Annotated in this window: 16 protein-coding genes, 2 pseudogenes and 1 riboswitch; of the genes and pseudogenes, 2 read left to right on the top strand and 16 right to left on the bottom strand. The window is 71.8% G+C overall.

Annotated elements, in window-relative coordinates:
- Positions 1-41: 41 nt before the first annotated feature.
- Both M6G65_RS32625 and hmuQ read right to left on the bottom strand, forming a co-directional pair.
- Positions 42-1,547 carry an undecaprenyl-phosphate glucose phosphotransferase gene (locus M6G65_RS32625; protein WP_238194371.1) on the bottom strand — a complete coding sequence of 502 codons (1,506 nt, stop codon included), beginning with the start codon at positions 1,545-1,547 and terminating at the stop codon, positions 42-44.
- A gap of 369 nt (positions 1,548-1,916) precedes the next feature.
- The gene (gene hmuQ / locus M6G65_RS32630; RefSeq protein ID WP_238194372.1) at positions 1,917-2,264 is read right to left on the bottom strand and encodes a heme-degrading protein HmuQ; all 348 of its coding nucleotides are present in this window, start codon (positions 2,262-2,264) and stop codon (positions 1,917-1,919) included.
- A 382-nt stretch (positions 2,265-2,646) separates the two neighbouring features.
- Between hmuQ and M6G65_RS32635 the strand changes: the two genes are divergently transcribed.
- The gene (locus M6G65_RS32635; RefSeq protein WP_238194373.1) at positions 2,647-3,054 is read left to right on the top strand and encodes a helix-turn-helix domain-containing protein; all 408 of its coding nucleotides are present in this window, start codon (positions 2,647-2,649) and stop codon (positions 3,052-3,054) included.
- Positions 3,055-3,098: 44 nt separating this feature from the next.
- On the opposite strand, the gene M6G65_RS32640 is transcribed toward M6G65_RS32635, so the two are convergent.
- The 5 genes and pseudogenes from M6G65_RS32640 to cbiE all read right to left on the bottom strand — a co-directional run bounded on the left by M6G65_RS32640 (position 3,099) and on the right by cbiE (position 6,821).
- Positions 3,099-4,418 (bottom strand): cobyrinic acid a,c-diamide synthase CobB, encoded by a 1,320-nt coding sequence (locus M6G65_RS32640; protein ID WP_238194374.1) that lies wholly within the window; start codon positions 4,416-4,418, stop codon positions 3,099-3,101.
- Positions 4,415-5,191, bottom strand: a complete 777-nt coding sequence (cobM, locus tag M6G65_RS32645; protein ID WP_238194375.1) for a precorrin-4 C(11)-methyltransferase — start codon at positions 5,189-5,191, stop codon at positions 4,415-4,417. Before cobM ends, M6G65_RS32640 begins: the two co-directional genes overlap by 4 nt.
- Positions 5,188-5,337, bottom strand: a complete 150-nt coding sequence (locus M6G65_RS34170; protein WP_430929585.1) for a cobalamin biosynthesis protein — start codon at positions 5,335-5,337, stop codon at positions 5,188-5,190. Before M6G65_RS34170 ends, cobM begins: the two co-directional genes overlap by 4 nt.
- 38 nt (positions 5,338-5,375) lie before the next feature.
- Positions 5,376-5,591 (bottom strand): cobalamin biosynthesis protein, encoded by a 216-nt coding sequence (locus M6G65_RS34175; RefSeq protein ID WP_430929535.1) that lies wholly within the window; start codon positions 5,589-5,591, stop codon positions 5,376-5,378.
- Positions 5,588-6,821: pseudogene (cbiE, locus tag M6G65_RS32655) on the bottom strand (precorrin-6y C5,15-methyltransferase (decarboxylating) subunit CbiE). The gene M6G65_RS34175 and the pseudogene cbiE overlap by 4 nt, the downstream one beginning before the upstream one ends.
- Positions 6,822-6,849: 28 nt before the next feature.
- On the opposite strand from cbiE, the gene M6G65_RS32660 reads away from it, so the two are divergent.
- Entirely contained in the window at positions 6,850-7,617 is a 768-nt protein-coding gene (locus M6G65_RS32660; protein ID WP_238194377.1) for a cobalt-precorrin-6A reductase, read from the top strand.
- Here M6G65_RS32660 and cobJ read toward each other — a convergent pair.
- From cobJ to M6G65_RS32705, 9 genes and pseudogenes are all read right to left on the bottom strand, one after another.
- The gene (gene cobJ / locus M6G65_RS32665) at positions 7,584-8,345 is read right to left on the bottom strand and encodes a precorrin-3B C(17)-methyltransferase (protein WP_238194378.1); all 762 of its coding nucleotides are present in this window, start codon (positions 8,343-8,345) and stop codon (positions 7,584-7,586) included. The two genes, M6G65_RS32660 and cobJ, sit on opposite strands and share 34 nt — an antisense overlap.
- Positions 8,342-9,121, bottom strand: coding sequence for a precorrin-2 C(20)-methyltransferase (locus tag M6G65_RS32670; protein WP_238194379.1), 780 nt, complete (start codon positions 9,119-9,121; stop codon positions 8,342-8,344). The genes cobJ and M6G65_RS32670 overlap by 4 nt, the downstream gene beginning before the upstream one ends.
- Positions 9,121-9,693, bottom strand: a complete 573-nt coding sequence (locus M6G65_RS32675) for a precorrin-8X methylmutase (RefSeq protein ID WP_238194495.1) — start codon at positions 9,691-9,693, stop codon at positions 9,121-9,123. Before M6G65_RS32675 ends, M6G65_RS32670 begins: the two co-directional genes overlap by 1 nt.
- A gap of 116 nt (positions 9,694-9,809) precedes the next feature.
- A complete protein-coding gene (cobG, locus tag M6G65_RS32680; RefSeq protein ID WP_238194380.1) occupies positions 9,810-11,177 on the bottom strand; it encodes a precorrin-3B synthase in 1,368 nt (455 codons plus the stop codon).
- The gene (cobN, locus tag M6G65_RS32685) at positions 11,174-14,521 is read right to left on the bottom strand and encodes a cobaltochelatase subunit CobN (protein ID WP_250103385.1); all 3,348 of its coding nucleotides are present in this window, start codon (positions 14,519-14,521) and stop codon (positions 11,174-11,176) included. Before cobN ends, cobG begins: the two co-directional genes overlap by 4 nt.
- 70 nt (positions 14,522-14,591) lie before the next feature.
- Positions 14,592-15,626: a cobalamin biosynthesis protein CobW gene (gene cobW, locus M6G65_RS32690; RefSeq protein ID WP_238194382.1), complete on the bottom strand. Its 1,035-nt coding sequence runs from the start codon at positions 15,624-15,626 to the stop codon at positions 14,592-14,594.
- Positions 15,627-15,735: 109 nt separating this feature from the next.
- Positions 15,736-16,023, bottom strand: a pseudogene (locus M6G65_RS32695) (DUF1636 family protein); the annotation flags it as partial.
- Entirely contained in the window at positions 16,016-16,753 is a 738-nt protein-coding gene (locus M6G65_RS32700; RefSeq protein WP_238194384.1) for a CbtA family protein, read from the bottom strand. The pseudogene M6G65_RS32695 and the gene M6G65_RS32700, both read right to left, overlap by 8 nt.
- Before the next feature lie 16 nt (positions 16,754-16,769).
- Entirely contained in the window at positions 16,770-16,952 is a 183-nt protein-coding gene (locus M6G65_RS32705; RefSeq protein WP_210032911.1) for a CbtB domain-containing protein, read from the bottom strand.
- Positions 16,953-16,986: 34 nt separating this feature from the next.
- Positions 16,987-17,181: riboswitch (cobalamin riboswitch) on the bottom strand.
- Between the last annotated feature and the right edge of the window lie 14 nt (positions 17,182-17,195).

Consider the following 17,195-nt stretch of genomic DNA (forward strand, 5'->3'; position numbering starts at 1 on the left):
AACGGCCGATGCCAGGCGTGCGGCCGGATGTCAGCAACCCGTCAGAACGCGTTCCGATAGGCGCGGCGGGACACGATGGTCTGAACCATGATCTGGATGTCGAACCAGATCGACCAATTGTCGATGTAGTGGAGGTCGCAGGCGACACGCCGCTCCATGTCGAGGTCGGTAAGCGTCTCGCCGCGGAACCCGTTGACCTGCGCCCAACCAGTGATCCCAGGCCGAACGTTGTGGCGACGGGCGTAGAGCGCGATCCGCCGCTCGAAGCTGCGATCGTGGGCGAGCGCGTGAGGCCGGGGGCCGACCAACGACATCTCGCCCCGCAGGACGTTGATCAGCTGGGGTAGCTCGTCAAGGTTGGTCCGCCGCAGGAACGCGCCGACGCGGGTGATGCGGCTGTCGTTGCGGGTCGCCTGACGGAACGCCGCGTCCGGCTCAGCGCGCATCGACCGGAACTTGAACACACCGAACGGCTGCTGATTGAACCCGTACCGCTTCTGACGGAAGAAGACCGGCCCCCGGCTGTCGAGCTTGATCGCCACGGCGATCGCAACCAGCAACGGAGACAGCGAAACCAGCGCGATCGCCGAGACCGTGAGATCGAACGCGCGCTTCAGCAACACCTCGCCCAGATTGAGCGGGCGACGGCCGATGTTGATCCCCGAGACGCCGCCGACCCGCGCGACCTGCAGGTCCGGGAACCGGTCGAGCACCGTGCCGGGGCGCAGATGCAGGGCGGAGGGAACCCTCAGGAATGCGTCGATGCAGCGCTCGACCTCCGCGGTGTCGGCCCAGGGCACGAGCACGAACACATCGTCCGGCCGCAGGAAGCGGACGACCGAGACGGCGAGGTCGAGGTCTTCCTGCAGCTGATCATGGCGGGTCGCCGTGTCGGCCCCCGGATCGACCCGGCGCAGGTAGCTCGTACCGACGATCCGCAGGCCGAGATTCTCGGACTCGTTGGCGGCGTAGAAGCGGGTAATGTCGTCCTCGTACCCGACCAGATGGACGCGGCTGACGGACGCCGATCCGGCCGTCAGACGCCTGCGCACGACGCGCGTCATCAGGTCCCGCGTCGCCATCAACGTGGGGAGCCCGAGCAGGAAGATCCCGATCGACACGATCCGCGAGTAGTCGTTGGTCGTCTTGGTCATGAAGCTGACCACGAGCAGAGCCGCCCAGGCCACCAGCCACAGCGACGCCACGCGCTGGAGATTCGCCTTCCGCGCGATCACGTTGTCGAGATTGTATTCGGACCGAAGCGCGGTCGTGGCGACGATGACCAGGCTCAGCAGCGCCGAAAGCCTGAGCCCGCGCAGGCTGCCCAGCCAGAGCGGGCCGTCCTCGTACGCGACGTGGTAGCCAAACTCGATGCAGAGTGTGACCGCCAGGATCGCCAGGACGTCGGTGAAGGCCAGGGCCGATGACAAGCCGATCCGCGCCACGGCGCGACCGCGACGGGGAAGCACCGCCGACCACACGTTGCGGCGGTGCTCCGCCGCCTCGGGAAGGGCCTGGAACGTTTCCGGAAGCCGATCGTGAAACATTTGCCGCGCCACGTCCCGTCTTGATCGGACTCTGTACCAGTCTGAAACGCGCAAGGTTTCAGCGCCGGCCTGTATCCGTGACGGAGCAAGCCGTGGGCCCGAACGACTCACGATTCCGGGATTTCGAGCTCAGCGCGACTTAGTGCGCAACCTGAACCGCGGCAATACATGATTAATGCTGAACTAATGCTGAGCGGCTGTATCGCACGCTCAGCACCCAAACAGTCCGGTGCACGACCGTTTGGGCCTGAACCTATGTGATTCAGACGCGTTGGCCGGGGTCGCGGCGGGCGTTGATCGATCCCGCAGATGGCATAGCCTCACGCCCCTGAGACGGTGGCCGCGACCGCTTGTGAAAGCCAAGCTTGATCAGATGGCCTCGACGCGCTCCGAATTTGCGCCGGGAGAGCCGACAGTCTGGATCGTCTCGAAGCCTTCGAATTGCGGATGGCCGAGATAGAGAGGCTTCGTCGAGGGAACGCGGCCATGCGCCTTCCGGAACTGTTCGGAACGCGTCCACGCCTCGAAATCCGCCCGCGAGCGCCAGATCGTGTGCGATGCATACAGGACGTGGTCCTCGTGCTCCGGACCGCGAAGCAGGTGGAACTCGACGAAGCCCGGCATCTCGCCCAGATGGCTGTCGCGGCCCAGCCAGACCGCCTCGAAATCGTCGGTCGCGTCCTTGACCACCTTGAAGCGATTCATCGCGATGAACATGCGTTTCTCCTCTGAGGCGTTAATCATACAAGTGTCGCTGTCTCTAGGGTGACCCATGGCGCGGCGACAGGGCGCACCACAGAAACTGCGCAGAGTTTCGCTGTCGACATTTCAGCAACAATGTTGCAAAGATGTGTAAGGTTAAACTAGAAGCTGTAACCTTAGACTTGCGAAGCCTGACAACTTGGTGTCCTACTGCGGCGTCGCTCGATTGTGTCGCGGGTCTGGCGTTTGCCGGCCGCGAGCACTTGAGCGGGTAGATCGACTCGTACGACATAGGACGCAGGGGCGGACGGTGAAGCGGCGCGACAGCGAGGCGAAGACACCGCGTCCGCAACAGGACGCAATCTCTTCCGCGGAGAAGGATCTGTCCGGTCAGACGATGCCGAAGCAGACCACTGACGTCGACCGCCTCGTTGGTATCCGCATCACGGCTTTGCGCAAGGCGCGGGGCATGAGCCAGACCGCTTTGGGCAACGCGGTCGGCGTGACCTTTCAGCAGGTGCAGAAATACGAGAAGGGCCAGAACCGGGTCGGCGCCGGGCGGCTGCGCGAGATCGCACGGCTACTTGAGGTGCCAGTCTCGGCGTTCTTCGAGGAGAACGAGCCCCGCGAAAATTCCCGTGAGGATGTGTTCGGCTTCCTCAGCGCGCACGGAGCGATCGAATTGCTGCGGGCCTACGCGCAGATCGAGGATGAGCAGATGCGCCGGGACGTGCTGGCGCTGGTCCGCAGCGTTGCGCGCCTTGCTCAGGCGCGCAACATCCCGCCCCCGGCCAACCCGACCTGACCGAAGCCGTCCTCCGCAAACCCGTCACTGCGTAGGGCTCGCGCCTACGCTTGGTCTGCGGCGATGACATGGAAGAAGCTTCCGGTGACCGTGCCGTGGCGGTGCCCGGCGAGGCCCAGCGCGACGTCCTCCGCATCCGCGACCTGGGCAAGCGCCGCCGATTCATCCGGCACCGGCGACACTTCGCTGGCGTAGTGGAACTCGTGTCCGACCAGGCGGGCGCCGCGCCTGCCAAGAACGCCGTCGCCGCAGAGCCGCGCGACACGGTAGCCGAGGTGGAGCTTGCGACGGTGATATGAGGTCCGGACCGGCAGCAGGGCCGCCATGGCGTGAGTCACGCCGTCCGCATCTTCGAGACTCTGCCCCAGGACCATGTAGCCGCCGCACTCACCGTGGACGGGACGCGCCTGCGCAAAGGTGCGCAACCCATCCATGAACCGGCTGGCGCTCGCCAGACGTCCCGCGTGCAGTTCCGGGTATCCGCCGGGCAGCCAGCACACATCGCAACCTGCGTGGGGCGGCTCGTCGGCGAGCGGCGAGAACGGGACGAGTTCAGCCCCGGCCCTGCGCCATCCGGCTTCGATGTGCGGATAGAGGAAGCTGAAGGCCGCATCCCGCGCGACGGCGATGCGCTGTCCGGGCGGGACGATCGACGAGTCCGTCGAGACCGGTACGGCGCCACCGGCGGAGGCTGTCACGGCGTCGAGGTCGATTCCCGCCTCGGCCAGATCGGCCAGCCGGTCGAGGCGCGCCTCGAGATCGGTGGTCTCGCCGGCCTGGACCAGGCCGAGATGACGCTCGGGTAAGACGAGTTGTGCGTCGCGCATCAACACGCCGAGAACCGGCAAGCCAACCCGCTCCATTCCGGCCTCGACCAAGCGGCGATGACGCGCGCTCGCGACCTTGTTCAGGATCACCCCGGCAATCGTCACCCGCGAATCGTAGAGCTTGCAGCCGAGCGCGACCGCGGCAGCCGATTGGGCCGCGCCGGATACATCGACCACCAGCACCACCGGCCAGCCGAAGCGGGCGGCGATGTCGGCATTGGCTCCGGTTCGGCTTTCCGCGGCCCGCACACCGTCGAAGAGGCCCATGGAGCCCTCGGCGATCACCAGGTCGGCATCGGTCGCCGTGGCCGAGGCGAGGGCGTCGAGCAGGGGCGGTGCCATGGCGAAGCTGTCGAGATTGAAGCTCGGCCGGCCGGTCGCGGCCCTGTGAAAGGCCGGGTCGATGTAGTCCGGCCCGCATTTCGCGGCCCGGATCCGCAGGCCGCGCCGGGTCAGCGCCCGCATCAGGGCGAGCGCCACGGTGGTCTTGCCGGAGCTGGAGCGGGGCGCCGCGACGAGGAGTCCGGGCGCGCTCACGACGCGGTCCCGACGGTGCCGCCCGGACGGTAGCGCCGATCATAGTCGGGGGCGTAGAGCGCGCTCTCGCGAAAGGTCTCGGCGCCGAGCGCCGGCCCGACGAGGATCAGCGCGGTCCGCTCCAGGCCCGCCGCCGCGACCAGGCCGGGCAGCGTAGCAAGGTCGCCCAACAGCACCCGCTCATCCGGCCAGGACGCGCGGAACACCGCCGCCGCCGGGCAGGACGGCCCGTAGAACGGGATCAGCTCGCCCGCCACCCGCTCGGCCACGTGGATCGACAGATGGATTGCGAGCGTCGCGCCGGTGGCCGCGAAGGCCGCCAGCGTCTCGCGCTCAGGCATGGCGCTCGCCCGGCCGGAGGTGCGGGTGAGCACGACGGATTGGGCCACGCCTGGCACGGTGAGCTCGCGCCGCAGCAGGGCGGCCGCGGCCGCGAAGGCCGGGACGCCCGGCGTCACCGTGTAGGGAATCCCAAGCCCGTCTAGCCGCCGCATCTGCTCGGCCAGCGCGCTCCAGATCGACAGATCCCCCGAATGAAGGCGCGCCACGTCCTGTCCGCTGGCATGCGCGGCTTCGATCTCCGCCATGATGGCGTCGAGGTCGAGGGGGGCGGTATCGATGATCCGCGCGCCGGGCGGGCACCAGCCGAGGATCTCGGGCGCCACCAGGGATCCGGCGTAGAGGCAGACCGGGCAAGCCGCGATCCGGTCGCGGCCACGCACGGTGATGAGATCCGCCGCGCCGGGGCCGGCGCCGATGAAGTGAACCGTCATGGGGCAGGATTCGTGTTGGGCCGCAGGGCCAGCGCGCAGGTGGCGCCGCCGCTCGCGATCCGGGGAAGAACGAGGCTGCTGTCTGGTCCCGCCACGGCCAGGGCGGCCGCTTCCGCCAGCGAGCCGACCCCGCGCAGGTTCTCGATGCGCGCGGAGCGTGTGACGACCCGTGCGTCGGAGGCCGCTAGGGCGTCGGGTCCGACCGGGCAGGGCGCCGGCCGAACCCGGCCGCGGCCGCGGCGATCGCGGGTTCGCCGGCGCGGTCGGCCGCGGTGGCGACGGCGGCAAGCGCCGTGCCGTCGACGCCGGCCTGCTTGAGCGCGCGGGTGATCAGCGCCGCGATCTCGTCGGGGCCGGTACTCCGGCGGAATCCGATGCCGGCGACGAGACGATCGGTCATGACTTCGTCCAGGCCCATTGGGTCACCGGCATCGCCGGGCGCCAGCCGTGCAGGCCGCCCACCGGGCTCGCTCGGTCGACCGAATAGCGTCGCAGGCTGCCGCCCTGTTGCGCGAAGGCCGCCAGCAGGGCGGCTTCGCCCTGGAGCGTCACCGCGTTGGCGACGCAGCGTCCGCCCGGCCTGAGCGCCGCCAGCACCGCCGACAGGAGGCCCGGCTCCGAAACGCCGCCGCCGATGAAGACCGCATCCGGCGCCTGCAGGCCGGCGAGCCCGTCCGGGGCCGCACCGGTGACCACCGCGAGATCCGGCGTGCCCAGAGCCTCGGCGTTCCGCCGGATGCGCTCGGCCCGGTCAGGCCGCGCCTCGATCGCGGTGGCGCGCAGGGTCGGATGGCGGAGCATCCACTCGATCGCGATCGAGCCCGCGCCGGCTCCGATGTCCCACAGGTGCAGGCCCGGATGGGGACGCAGGGCCGCGAGGGTCAGGGCGCGGATTTCCGCCTTGGTGAGCTGCCCGTCATTCTCGAACAGGCTGTCGTCCGAGCCCCGGCGATAGCGGGAGGCTGCGGCCCTCGCCGGCGACGGCGATCGCCACGGTGTTGAGCGGGTCGATGGTGCCGAGATCGAAGGCGTCGGCGCGAGCCGCACGGACGCGCTCGCGCGGGCCGCCCATGGCCTCGAGGATGGTCAGCAGCGACGCGCCGAAGCCGCGCTCGCGGAGCAGGCCGGCGAGCGCCGCTGGGGTCGATCCATCCCATGACAGCGCGAGCAGCCGGGCGCCCGGCCGGATATGTGGGATGATCCGGGCGAGCGCCCGACCGTGGAGGGTGACCAGGCCGCACTCGGCCAGCGGCCAGCCCAGCCGTGCGCAGGCCGTGCTGAACGCCGAGGGCTGCGGAAACGCGCGGATCTCGGCCGCCGGTACCAGCCGGGCGATCTCGGCGCCGATGCCGTAGTGAAACGGGTCGCCGGTGGCGAGGATACAGGTGGGCTCGCCTCGGCGATCGAGGATGCCCGGATAGGCCGCGTGGATCGGGCTCGGCCAAGGCCGCATGTCGGCGTCGAGCGGGCCCGCGAGGGCAAGGTGGCGCCGGCCGCCATAGACGACACGGGCGGCGTCGAGCGCCGCGGCGGCGGCGGGTGCGAGCCCGGCCCGTCCATCCTCGCCGATGCCCACGATCGACAGCCAGGGGGCCGGGCTGGTCCGGCTCGACAGAGGCTCAGCGCTCATGGACAAGGTGCCCATGACGAGCGGTGGCATGCGGATCCTGATCCTCGGCGGGACCGGCGAGGCGAGTGCCCTCGCGCGGTCTCTCGCCGGTCGACCCGACCTGTCCGTGGTGCTGTCGCTGGCCGGCCGGACCGCCGCGCCGAAAGCCGAGCCCGTGCCGACCCGCGTCGGCGGTTTCGGCGGGGCCGAGGGGCTGGCCCGGTACCTCGCCGCCGAGGGGGTCGATTGCCTGATCGACGCGACCCATCCTTTCGCCGCAGCCATCTCCGCCAACGCCGCACGCGCGGCCGTGCTGACGGGTGTCCGGCTCCTCGCGATCCGCCGTCCACCCTGGCACCGCGGCGCCGGCGACGTCTGGAACGAGGTCGACACCATGGAGCAGGCCGTTGCCGCCCTGGGGCAGGAACCCCGGCGCGTGTTCCTGACGATCGGCCGCCAGGAAGCCGGAGCCTTCGCGGCGGCGCCGCAGCACAGATATCTGGCGCGTACCGTCGAGCCGCTGGGCGACCTGCTGCCGGTGCCGCATCTGACCGCGCTCGAGGCGCGCGGCCCCTTCGACGCAGACTCCGAGGTCGCCCTGATGCGCGCCAACGGCATCGAGATCGTGGTCAGCAAGAATTCCGGTGGCGCGGCGACCTACGGCAAGATCGCGGCGGCGCGCGGACTGGCGATTCCCGTCGTCATGGTTCGCCGGCCCGAGAAGCCTGACGTGCCGAGCGTCCCGGATGCCGAGGGCGCACGCCGCTGGCTGCGTTTCGGCGATCACGCCGGCCCCTCGACCTTGCGCGCGGTGTAGACGAAGGGCGGACGGCCGTCGCGGGGGATCAGGCGCGTGGTCGAGGCGCCCAGGATGACCATCGTCGCCATGTCGGCCGGCACGTCGCGGGCCTCGGCGAGCGTCGCAACCCGGATCGCCTCGTCCGGCCGGCTGATCGCGCGCGCGAACATCACGGGCGTTTCCGGAGCGCGGATCCCGGCCGCGATCTCGAGCGCGGCCCCGAGCTGCCAGGGCCGGGCCGACGAGATCGGGTTGTAGAGCGCAACGACGAGATCCGCCCGCAGCACAGCCTCGAGCCGGGCGGTCACCACCGGCCAGGGTTTCAGGTTGTCCGAGAGCGATAGGGCGCAGAAGTCGCCCCCGAGCGGCGCCCCCAGCCGCGCCGCGGCCGCCAGCATGGCGGTGATCCCCGGCTCGACCGTGATCGCGAGGTCGCGCCAGCCGGGCTCGCCGTGCTCCACCGCCTCGAATACGGCCGCCGCCATGGCGAAGACGCCGGGGTCGCCGCCGGAGACGACCGCCACCCGTCGGCCCCCGGCCGCGAGCTGCAGAGCGTGGCGGGCGCGGTCGACCTCGACCCGGTTGTCGCTGGCATGCCGGACGAGGCCTGGACGCTCGGGCACGCGGGCGACATAGGGAAAGTAGCCGATCAGATCCTCGGCCGCGTCCAGGGCGCGGCGGGCGGATTCGGTGAGCAGGCTCGGGTCGCCCGGGCCGAGGCCGACGACCGTGACGCTTCCGCTCAAGGCCGCCGCCCCTCGCCGGGCAGCAGCACCATCGAGAAGTACGGGGCGTCGTCATCCGCCTTGTCAACGAGCCGCACGACGCGCTCGCCCGCCATCGTGCCGCGCTCGACATAGACCGCGCGCTCGAGCAGCCCGGCCGCCGCCAGCGCCGCACGTACCTTGGGCAGGTGCCGTCCGAGCTTCATGACGACCGCGGCGTCGGTCCCGCGCAGGCGTTCGGTGAGCGCATCGAGCGACAGGGTCGCCGGCAGAACCGTGAGGACGTCGTCGCCCCAGGTGATCGGGGTCCCCGCCCGGGTCCAGCAGCCGGACATGCCGGTCACGCCCGGCACCACCTCCACGGTGAAGCGGTCCTTCAAGCGCCGCCAGAGATGCATGAACGAGCCGTAGAAGAAGGGGTCGCCCTCCGACAGAATCGCCACGTCGCGTCCAGCGCCGAGATGGTCGGCGAGCTGCCCGGCCGCATCGTCGTAGAACGCCGCGAGCGCCGCGACGTAGTCGGGATGCTCCGGGTGGATCTCGGTGGTGTAGGGATAGGCCAGCGGCATCTCGCGGGCGGGATCGCGCAGGATCGCGTCCGCGATGGTGCGGGCATTGCCGCGCTTCCCGCGCTTGCAGAAATGCACCAGCACCGGCGCGCGCATCAGGATCCGCTGCGCCTTCACGGTCAGCAACTCCGGATCGCCGGGACCCATGCCGACGCCGTAGAGCGTACCGGTCACCGCCACGGCCGCGATCTCCTCGGCGGGCGCGTCCAGGCGTTCGAACCCGTCCATCACTCGACCTCGCTGGCGAGGGCGTTGACCGCGGCTGCCGTCATGGCGCTGCCGCCCCGCCGCCCGTGGACCACCACGAAGGGGACTCGGCCATCCCGGGCGAGCGCGTCCTTCGACTCGGCGGCCCCGACGAAGCCCACCGGGATCCCGATGACGGCAGCCGGGGGCTTCACCCCGGCGTCGAGCAATTCGAGCAGGCGGAACAAGGCGGTCGGCGCATTGCCCACCGCGACGACGCTGCCCGGAAGATGCTCGCGCCACAGCTCCAGGGCGGCGGCGGATCGGGTGGTGTCGAGCTGCTTCGCCAGATCCGGCACGCGCGGGTCGCCGAGCGTGCAGATCACCGGGTTGGCGGCCGGAAGCCGCGCCCGCGTGACGCCGTCGGCCACCATGCGCACATCGCACAGGATCGGTGCGCCGCCCTGGAGCGCCGCCACGCCGGCCTCTGCGAAATCCGGCGACATCTCCACGTCCGCGGGAAGGTCGGTCATGCCGCAGGCGTGGATCATGCGCACGACGACGCGCTCGGCCGCGCCGGACCAGCGCGCGAGGTCGGCCTCGGCCCGGATCATCGCGAAGGAGCGGGCGTAGATCGCGCCGCCATCACGGATGTAATCGTAGCGGGACGGGGGTTCGTGGGCCGCGGCCGGCTCCGATCCTGTCTGGCGCAGGGCGTTCTGGCTCGCGCTCATGCCGGTCTCCTGGTCCTCCCGGACATCGTCAGGTCTGTATCCGGCGCGAACGCGGCGGCGAGCCCGACAGTCTTGGCCCTTCCTAACCGCTCCAGCACCGCCTCGATAGAGAGATAGAGCGCCGGCTCATCGCCGGGCGCACCCCCAACGATCGGGCCGTACAGGCCATCCTGGCCGACGAGGGTCAGGTCGGCCGGACCCGGCCGAGCGCAGCCCTTGGCGCAGCCGGAGACGTGCGCCGCAAGCGGCGGCATCTCCAATGATCTCAACGCCTCGGCCAGACGCGCGGCATCTGCCAGCGTCGGCGTTGATCCGGAAGCGCAGCCCGGCGCGCCCGTGCAGGCATCGATCCCGCGCCGGGGATCGTCGGGTGCGACGATGAACGCATCCGCGAGTGCGGCCCGTGCCGGTGCGGCCTCCGTGCCGGGTGCGGCGAGAAGGACGAAACCGCGCGTCGGCGAGAGGCGGATCGCGTCCGCGCCGACCGCATCCGCCACCTCTACGACACGGTCGAGGGAGTCTGCGGTGCACCGGCCGAACGGCGCGTCGATGGCGAGGATGTGATGACCCGACACGGTGCGAAGGCCGGCAGCTGGGGCGAAGGGCCTGAAGTCCCGCGCGACGCCTCGGCGACCACCTCCCGCCTCGGAAGGCAGATCCCCCACCGGACAACGCGCCCGCAGAGGGCTAGCGAGGTCCTCGAGTCTTTCGTCCGACAGGTCGCGCATCCGGCGATGACCCGTACGCGCGAAGGCGGCCAGGATTGCCGCCGCGAGGGCAGGGGCCTCCTGTTCGGAGCAGGTGAAGAGGTCGCGCCGGCCCTCGGCGGTGTCGGCCGCGATCACGACGGTACCCGCGCCGCTACCAACCACGAAGCAGTCGGCGTCCGGCAGCGCCACATCCGGGCGTCCGTCGACGACGACGAGGGTCTTGGCCGGCAGACCTGGGACGGCAAGGCCCGCAGCCTCGATGGCGCGGGCCAGCGCCGGCACATCGATCGCTTCAGACGCGTCGCGTCCGGCGAGCGGATTCGTGAGCGTCAGTCGCTGCGGACCGCCATCGGCGCGCACGTCGCCGAGCCCAGCCGTTTCCAGCAGGCGGGCGAGGGGCGCCCGGGTCGCGTCGGACACGCCGCGGATCTGCAGATTGGCGCGGGCCGTGAGGTCCAGATGGCCGTTGCCGAACCGGCGCGCGCCCTCCACCACGGCCCGCGCCTGATCGCGGGAGAGCATCCCGAGCGGCGGGTGCACGCGCGCGAGGAGACCGTCGCCGGTGGGCATCGGGCGGGCGAGACCTGGGCACCAACCCCGGCGGGTAGGGGCCTCCGGCAGCGCGCGGCGGTGCTGGCGCGCCGGGGCGCTCATTCGGCCGCCTCCGGCATCAGCGCGTCGGCGGGCAGGGCGTTGCGGCGGCTGCGCCAGAGGCCGCGGTCTCGCGCCTCGCCGAAGCGCTCCAGGATCGCCCGGGTCGCCGCGGGATTGGCGGCGCGCAGCCGCTCAAACACCTCCGCATCGGCGATCCAGGCCGCGTAGAGCCGGTCGAAGCCGGCATCGGTCACCGCGTCGCTCGTCGCGGCGAGGACGAAGACCGCGTCGAGACCCTGCGCCAGTTCCTGCGCGCCCCGATAGCCGTGGCGCAGCTGCGCGGCGATCCAGCGCGGATCGGCGAGCCGGCCGCCGATCAGGCGTGCCGCATCCTCCCGGGCCGTGCGCGCCTTCGGCCGCTCCGGCACGGAGACGTCGAGGCTGTAGAGTTTCGGGCTGGCGCCCCCGAGGGCGGCGGCCGCCGCGAAGCCGCCCATCGCGTCGACCGCGGCATCGCCGTCGAAGAGATCGCGTTCGGCCACGTCGAAGGCGTGCAGGTAGGCGTCTGCCGCCGCCACCCGGGCGGCGAAATCCGCGTCGGGTCCTTCATGGTCGCCGTAGGCGTGGCTGCTGGCCGCCAGGTAGGCACGCCCGAGATCGCTGCGCGCATCCCAGGCGCCGTCGAGCGCGGCGGCCGCCGCTCCGGCGCCGTACCGGCCCGGAGCCGCGCCGTAGACCCGGACCGCGGTCTCGCCACGTCGCCGGGCCGCCGCCAGCGGGTTCTCGTCGTCCGGCTCGTCACGGTCGGCGACGGCCCGCGCGGCCCGGTCGAGCAGCGCGAGTGTGTCGGGGAACGTATCGCGGAATGCGCCGGAGACCCGCACCGTCACGTCGATCCGCGGCCGGTCGAGCAGGGCGAGCGGCAGCACCTCGAAACCGGTGACCCGGGTGCTCGCATGGTCCCAAACCGGCCGCACGCCCATCAGCGCCAGGGCGTGCGCCACGTCCTCTCCGCCGGTGCGCAGGGTCGGGGAGGCCCAGAGATCGATGACCATCCGCTCGGGATAGGTGCCCTCGTCCTGGAGGTAGCGGGTCACGACCGCTGCGGCCGCTTGCTCGCCGAGCCGCGCCGCGGCGCGGCTCGGGATGGCGCGAGGATCGAGGGTGGCGAGGTTTCGGCCGGTGGGCAGCACGTCCGCACGCCCGCGCGACGGCGAGCCGGCGGGACCGGGCGCGACGAACCGGCCATCGAGGGCGGCCAGCAGGCCGGTGCGCTCGCCGGTCGCGCAGGACGAAGCCGCGTCCGCGGCCCCGTCGGCCGCGCGTCCGAAGACGTGCAGGCCGTCGCGGAAGACGGTCTCGCCGAGGTCACAGAGATGGGCGTCGAGCCGGGTCAGCGCCTCGTCCATTGGGGTTTCCGGGCCGATGCCGGCACCGTCGAGCAGCCCGGCCGCCTCGGCATCCTCCAGGATGGCACGGGCGATGAGCGCGGCCCGGCGCGGATCGAGGACGCTCGCCGCGGAATACTCTTCCACCAGCTCGCGCAGGCGCGCAGCCTCGGGCGGCAGGTCGTGCGCGGCGGTCGTCGGCGTCAGGTGACCGAGCGCGATCCCGCCAAGGCGGCGCTTCAGCGGGGCCGCCTCGCCCGGATCATCGACGATGAATGGATAGACCACCGGAAGGCTGCCCACGCAGAGGGCGGGGAAGCAGGTGGGCGCGAGCGCCACGGCCTTGCCCGGCAGCCACTCGGTCGTCCCGTGCGTGCCGAGCTGGACCAGCACGTCGAAGTGCTGCCGCAATCCGAGATGGAAGGCCAGATAGGCGTGTGTCGGGACGCGCTCCGGATCGTGATAGCCGGCTTTCCGGTCGGGATCGCGCCCGCGGTCCGGCTGGAGGAAGACGGCGAGGCGACCCCCGGACGTTGCCGGCTCACCCTCGGCCACGCGGAACCGGAACGCGCCGTCCACGCAGCCGGGATCGTAGTCGGGCGGACCCCACGCGTCGGTGAGCGCGGCGCACATGTCCGCCGGAAGTTCGGCAAGCCAAGCGGCGTAGTCGGCGAGCGGCACGCGGAACGACGCTGGGCCCTGCGTGAGCGCGGTCATCAGGGCGCCGGAATCCGGCAGACCGGTCGCCGCGTAGCCGGCTTCGGCCAAATCGGCGGCGATCGTCCGCGCGCTCTCGGGCGTGTCGAGTCCGACCGCGAAGCCGGCCCTGCCACCGCGGGCCGGATAGTCGGACAGAACCAGGGCCACGCGTCGCTGCGAACGGGGCAGGGCGGCGAGGCGCAGCCAGCCGGCGGCGCGTTCGGCGAGCGCCGCGATGCCGGCGGTGTAGGGAACGGCCCGGCGTTCCGCGAAGCCCGCGACCTCCGGCGCCTCCTCCTTGAACGAGATCGGGAAGCCCGAGAGCCGTCCGTCGAATTCCGGCAGGGCCACCTGCATGGCGAGATCGGCCGCGCCCATGCCCCGCGCCGAGGCCTCCCAGGCTGCCCGCGACGCGCCGACCGTAAAGGCCTGGAGCACCGGACAATCGGCGTCGCCGAGCACGAAATCGAGGCCGTCCTCGCGGGCCGAGAAGGCCGTGGCGGCGATCACGAGATCGGGCCTGCGCGCCCGCACCGCCTCCGCGACCGCGGCAGCGGCGACCGGCTCCTTCAGGCTCGACACCGCCATCGGCAGCACGCCGATCCCGCGGGCGCGCAGGGCTTCGGCGAGCGCGACGAACGGCGCGGTGTCGCCGCCGAGCACGGCAGACCGATAGATCAGGAGCAGAGCCAGAGGCGTGCTCGGCGTCCGGGAACCCGCCAGCGGCACGGCGCTCGCGGCTGCCGCGACGGCTCGATCGAGGGGCAGCACGCCGCAGCCCGCGCACCAGGGAAAGCCGCGCGGCAGCGGCTCGGGCGGCTCCACCACCAGATCGGCGCCGGTGCGGGTGGCCAGCAGCCGCAGCATCCGGCGCAGGTTGTCAGGACCGCCGGCGCGGAAATAGCGATCGAGTCGCTCGGCGAGGTCCGAGTCCGTGGAGAAGGCCGCAAGCCGCGGGTCGGGCCGGTCGTCGCCCGGCAGCACCGCCAGTACGACGCCGTGCGCCCGCGCCGCCTCGGCGCAGCGCTCGACGCCGTAGCGCCAGTAATCCAGCCCTCCGAGGCAGCGGATCACCACCACCTTGGCGTGCGTCACCACGCGCTCGACGTAGAGGTCGACCGACAGGGGATGGCGCAGCTTGGCGAGCTTGGCGAGGCGCAGGCTCGGCAGACCGGGCTCGGCGGCGTGCGCCTGCCCGATCCCCGCGAGATCGCTGTCGGTGAAGGACAGGACGACGAGATCGCCGTGCTCCTGTCCGAGGTCCACCGCCGCCTCGCCCTCGCCGAGGGAGACGGTATCCATGCGCACAAGATGCATCGCGGCCCCTAGACCGTGACCGCGCGCGACCGCGCGCCGACGCGGGTCGTCAGGGCGCGCGCGGCCGCCCTCATCCCGCCAACGCCGCGGCGACCGCGTCCTGGTCGAAGCCCTTAAGGCCGATCACCACGAGCTTGCCGTCCCGGGCCTCGCCCGCCCGCCAGGGCCGGTCGAAATGGTGGGCGACCCGCCGGCCGACGCCCTGCACCACGAGGCGCATCGGCTTGCCCTCGACCTCGGCGAAGCCCTTGATCCGCAGGACGCCTTCGGCCTCTGCCGCCTTCTCGACGCGGGCCGCGAGATCGGCCGCCGTCACGGCCGGGCGGACCGGCAGCGCCACGGTCTCGAAATCGTCGTGGTCGTGATCCTCGCCCTCGCCATGGTGCGAGGGCCGCGAAGCCAGATCGTCCTCGGCCGCGGCGCCGAGGCCCAGCAGCACCAGGGGGTCGATGGCGCCGTTCGCGGTCTCCACCACCTTCACTGCGCGGGGCAGGTGCCCCTCGACCTCGCCGCGGACGCGGGCGCGGGTCGCGGCATCAATCAGGTCGGCCTTGTTGAGCACCACGAGATCGGCACAGAGGAGCTGATCCTCGAACACCTCCTCGAGCGGATTGTCGTGATCGACAGACTGGTCCGCCGCGCGCTGGGCGGCCAGGGCTTCCGGATCCTCCGCGAAGGCGCCGGCCGCGACCGCCGGCCCGTCGACCACCGCGACGACCCCATCGACCGTGACCCGCGAGCGGATCGCCGGCCACTGGAACGCCTGGACCAGGGGCTTCGGCAGGGCGAGGCCCGAGGTCTCGATCAGGATGTGCTCCGGCGGCTCGGCGCGGGACAGCAGCGTCTCCAGCGCCGGCACGAAATCATCCGCGACGGTGCAGCAGATGCAGCCGTTCGGCAGCTCGACGATGGAGTCCTCGGTGCAGCCCTCGACGCCGCAGGCGGCCAGGAACGACTTGTCGAAGCCGACATCGCCGAATTCGTTCACCAGGATGGCGAGGCGACGGCCTTTGGCGTTCTCCACCACGTGGCGGACCAGCGTGGTCTTCCCGGCACCGAGGAAGCCCGTGACAATGGTGCAGGGGATCTTGTTCACGAGGGTCATTCCGCGGCCTCCAGGGCGCCGGCGGTGCGCGGGCGGGGTTCGGGAAAAGGGGGATGCGGGCGATCACGCCCTTGCGGAACTCGGCCGGGCGCTCGCGCCAGGGCACGATGCCGTCCGGCGTCGCCGCGTAGGCCGCGAGCCCGGCGAGGATGGTCTCGGCGGAGGCCGCCGGATCCATGTCGCCGTACACATAGGTCCAGCGGTCGGCCGAGGCGACCGCCACCGTGCAGGGGCGCTTGCACACCGACAGGCACTCCACCGGCTCGACCCGCAGATCCGGGGCATCGCCGGCGCGGTCCCGCAGGGCCTCGAGCAGGCGCGCGCCGGCCCGGGGACCGTCCGGGTCGTCACCCTCGCGGCGGCAGGTGGTGCAGACGTACAGGACGGTCTCAGACACGGGCGGACCCCGCTGCCGCCTCGCGCGAGAAGGCCTGCCACGCCCAGCCGAGGCCGAGCCCGATCAGCATCCAGAACACGAAGCTGATCGCCAGCGAGCGGGCCGCGAACTGTGCGGCCAGTGCGGCGGGCAGCTCGGACGCGCCCTCCGGTGCCGGCGGCGCACCGACGGCGTGTGGCGCGACGATCAGGACGAGTCCGCCCAGGATCGCGATCAGCGAGCGCCGGATTCCGATCAGGTACAGGCCCATCCCGGTGGCGGCGGCGGTCATCACCCACCAGAGCTGCCGTGCGGCGAGCGGCGCGGCCTCGCTGCCGGGCAGTTCCGGCGGCAGGCCGAGACCCGGGGCGAGGGCGACGCTGGCGAAACCCGCCACCGCGAAGGCGAGGCCGACCTGCGGCGTCGGATCGCGCCCGCAGGCGAGCATCACGGCGCCGAGCAGCAGGGCGTAGCCCACGCCGCCGACCAGGGTCGCGAGTGCGGTGAACGCCATGCGCGGGAGGCCTTCGCCAGGCTGCCATTCCGGCGCTGCGTCGGGCGCGGCATGGTCGTGCCCGGCATGCGCCAGCACGATCGGCAGGCCGATCTTCGCCTGATGCGTCGGTTCCTTGCGCTCGTAGCGCTCGGCCGCCACGATCAGCGGCGAGGTCAGCGTGAGCTCGAGCCCCGTCACGACCGCAGCCGCGAGGAAGCCGGCGGCGAGCGCCGCCGACAGAAGCCGGATGATCATCCCTGCGATGCAGGCGTCAGTGGCAGGGGAAGTTCTGGGTGTGCCGGAAGTCGTGCGCCGCGTTGTGGAGCGCGATCGCCGGCGAGAAGCCCGCCATGAACAGGAGGCCGAGGCCCAGGAAGGCCGCGAGCGCGACGGCAACCGAACGCTCGGACGAGCGGGTGCCGGCGGCGACGGGGGCGAGGGTCGAGGTGGTCATCAATGTGTCTCCAGCCGCCCCACCGGCGGCATTCCGGGATCCTGGCGTGACGGCAGGTCTCCTGGCTCGCAGCTCTGCGCGCCTGCCGCCTTCCCGGATCGCTCCGGTGGCGCTCTGGCAGGCGCTCGCCGCTCACAGTTGCGGGGGCAGCCGCGGAGTCGAGGCTCGCGCCCCTCACCGCATTCCCTTTTCACCCCGTCGCCGGGGCACCGTCACACAGCCGTTGTAGACGCATGGCGGCTT

This window comes from Methylobacterium tardum (assembly GCF_023546765.1).
GTDB lineage: Bacteria > Pseudomonadota > Alphaproteobacteria > Rhizobiales > Beijerinckiaceae > Methylobacterium > Methylobacterium tardum.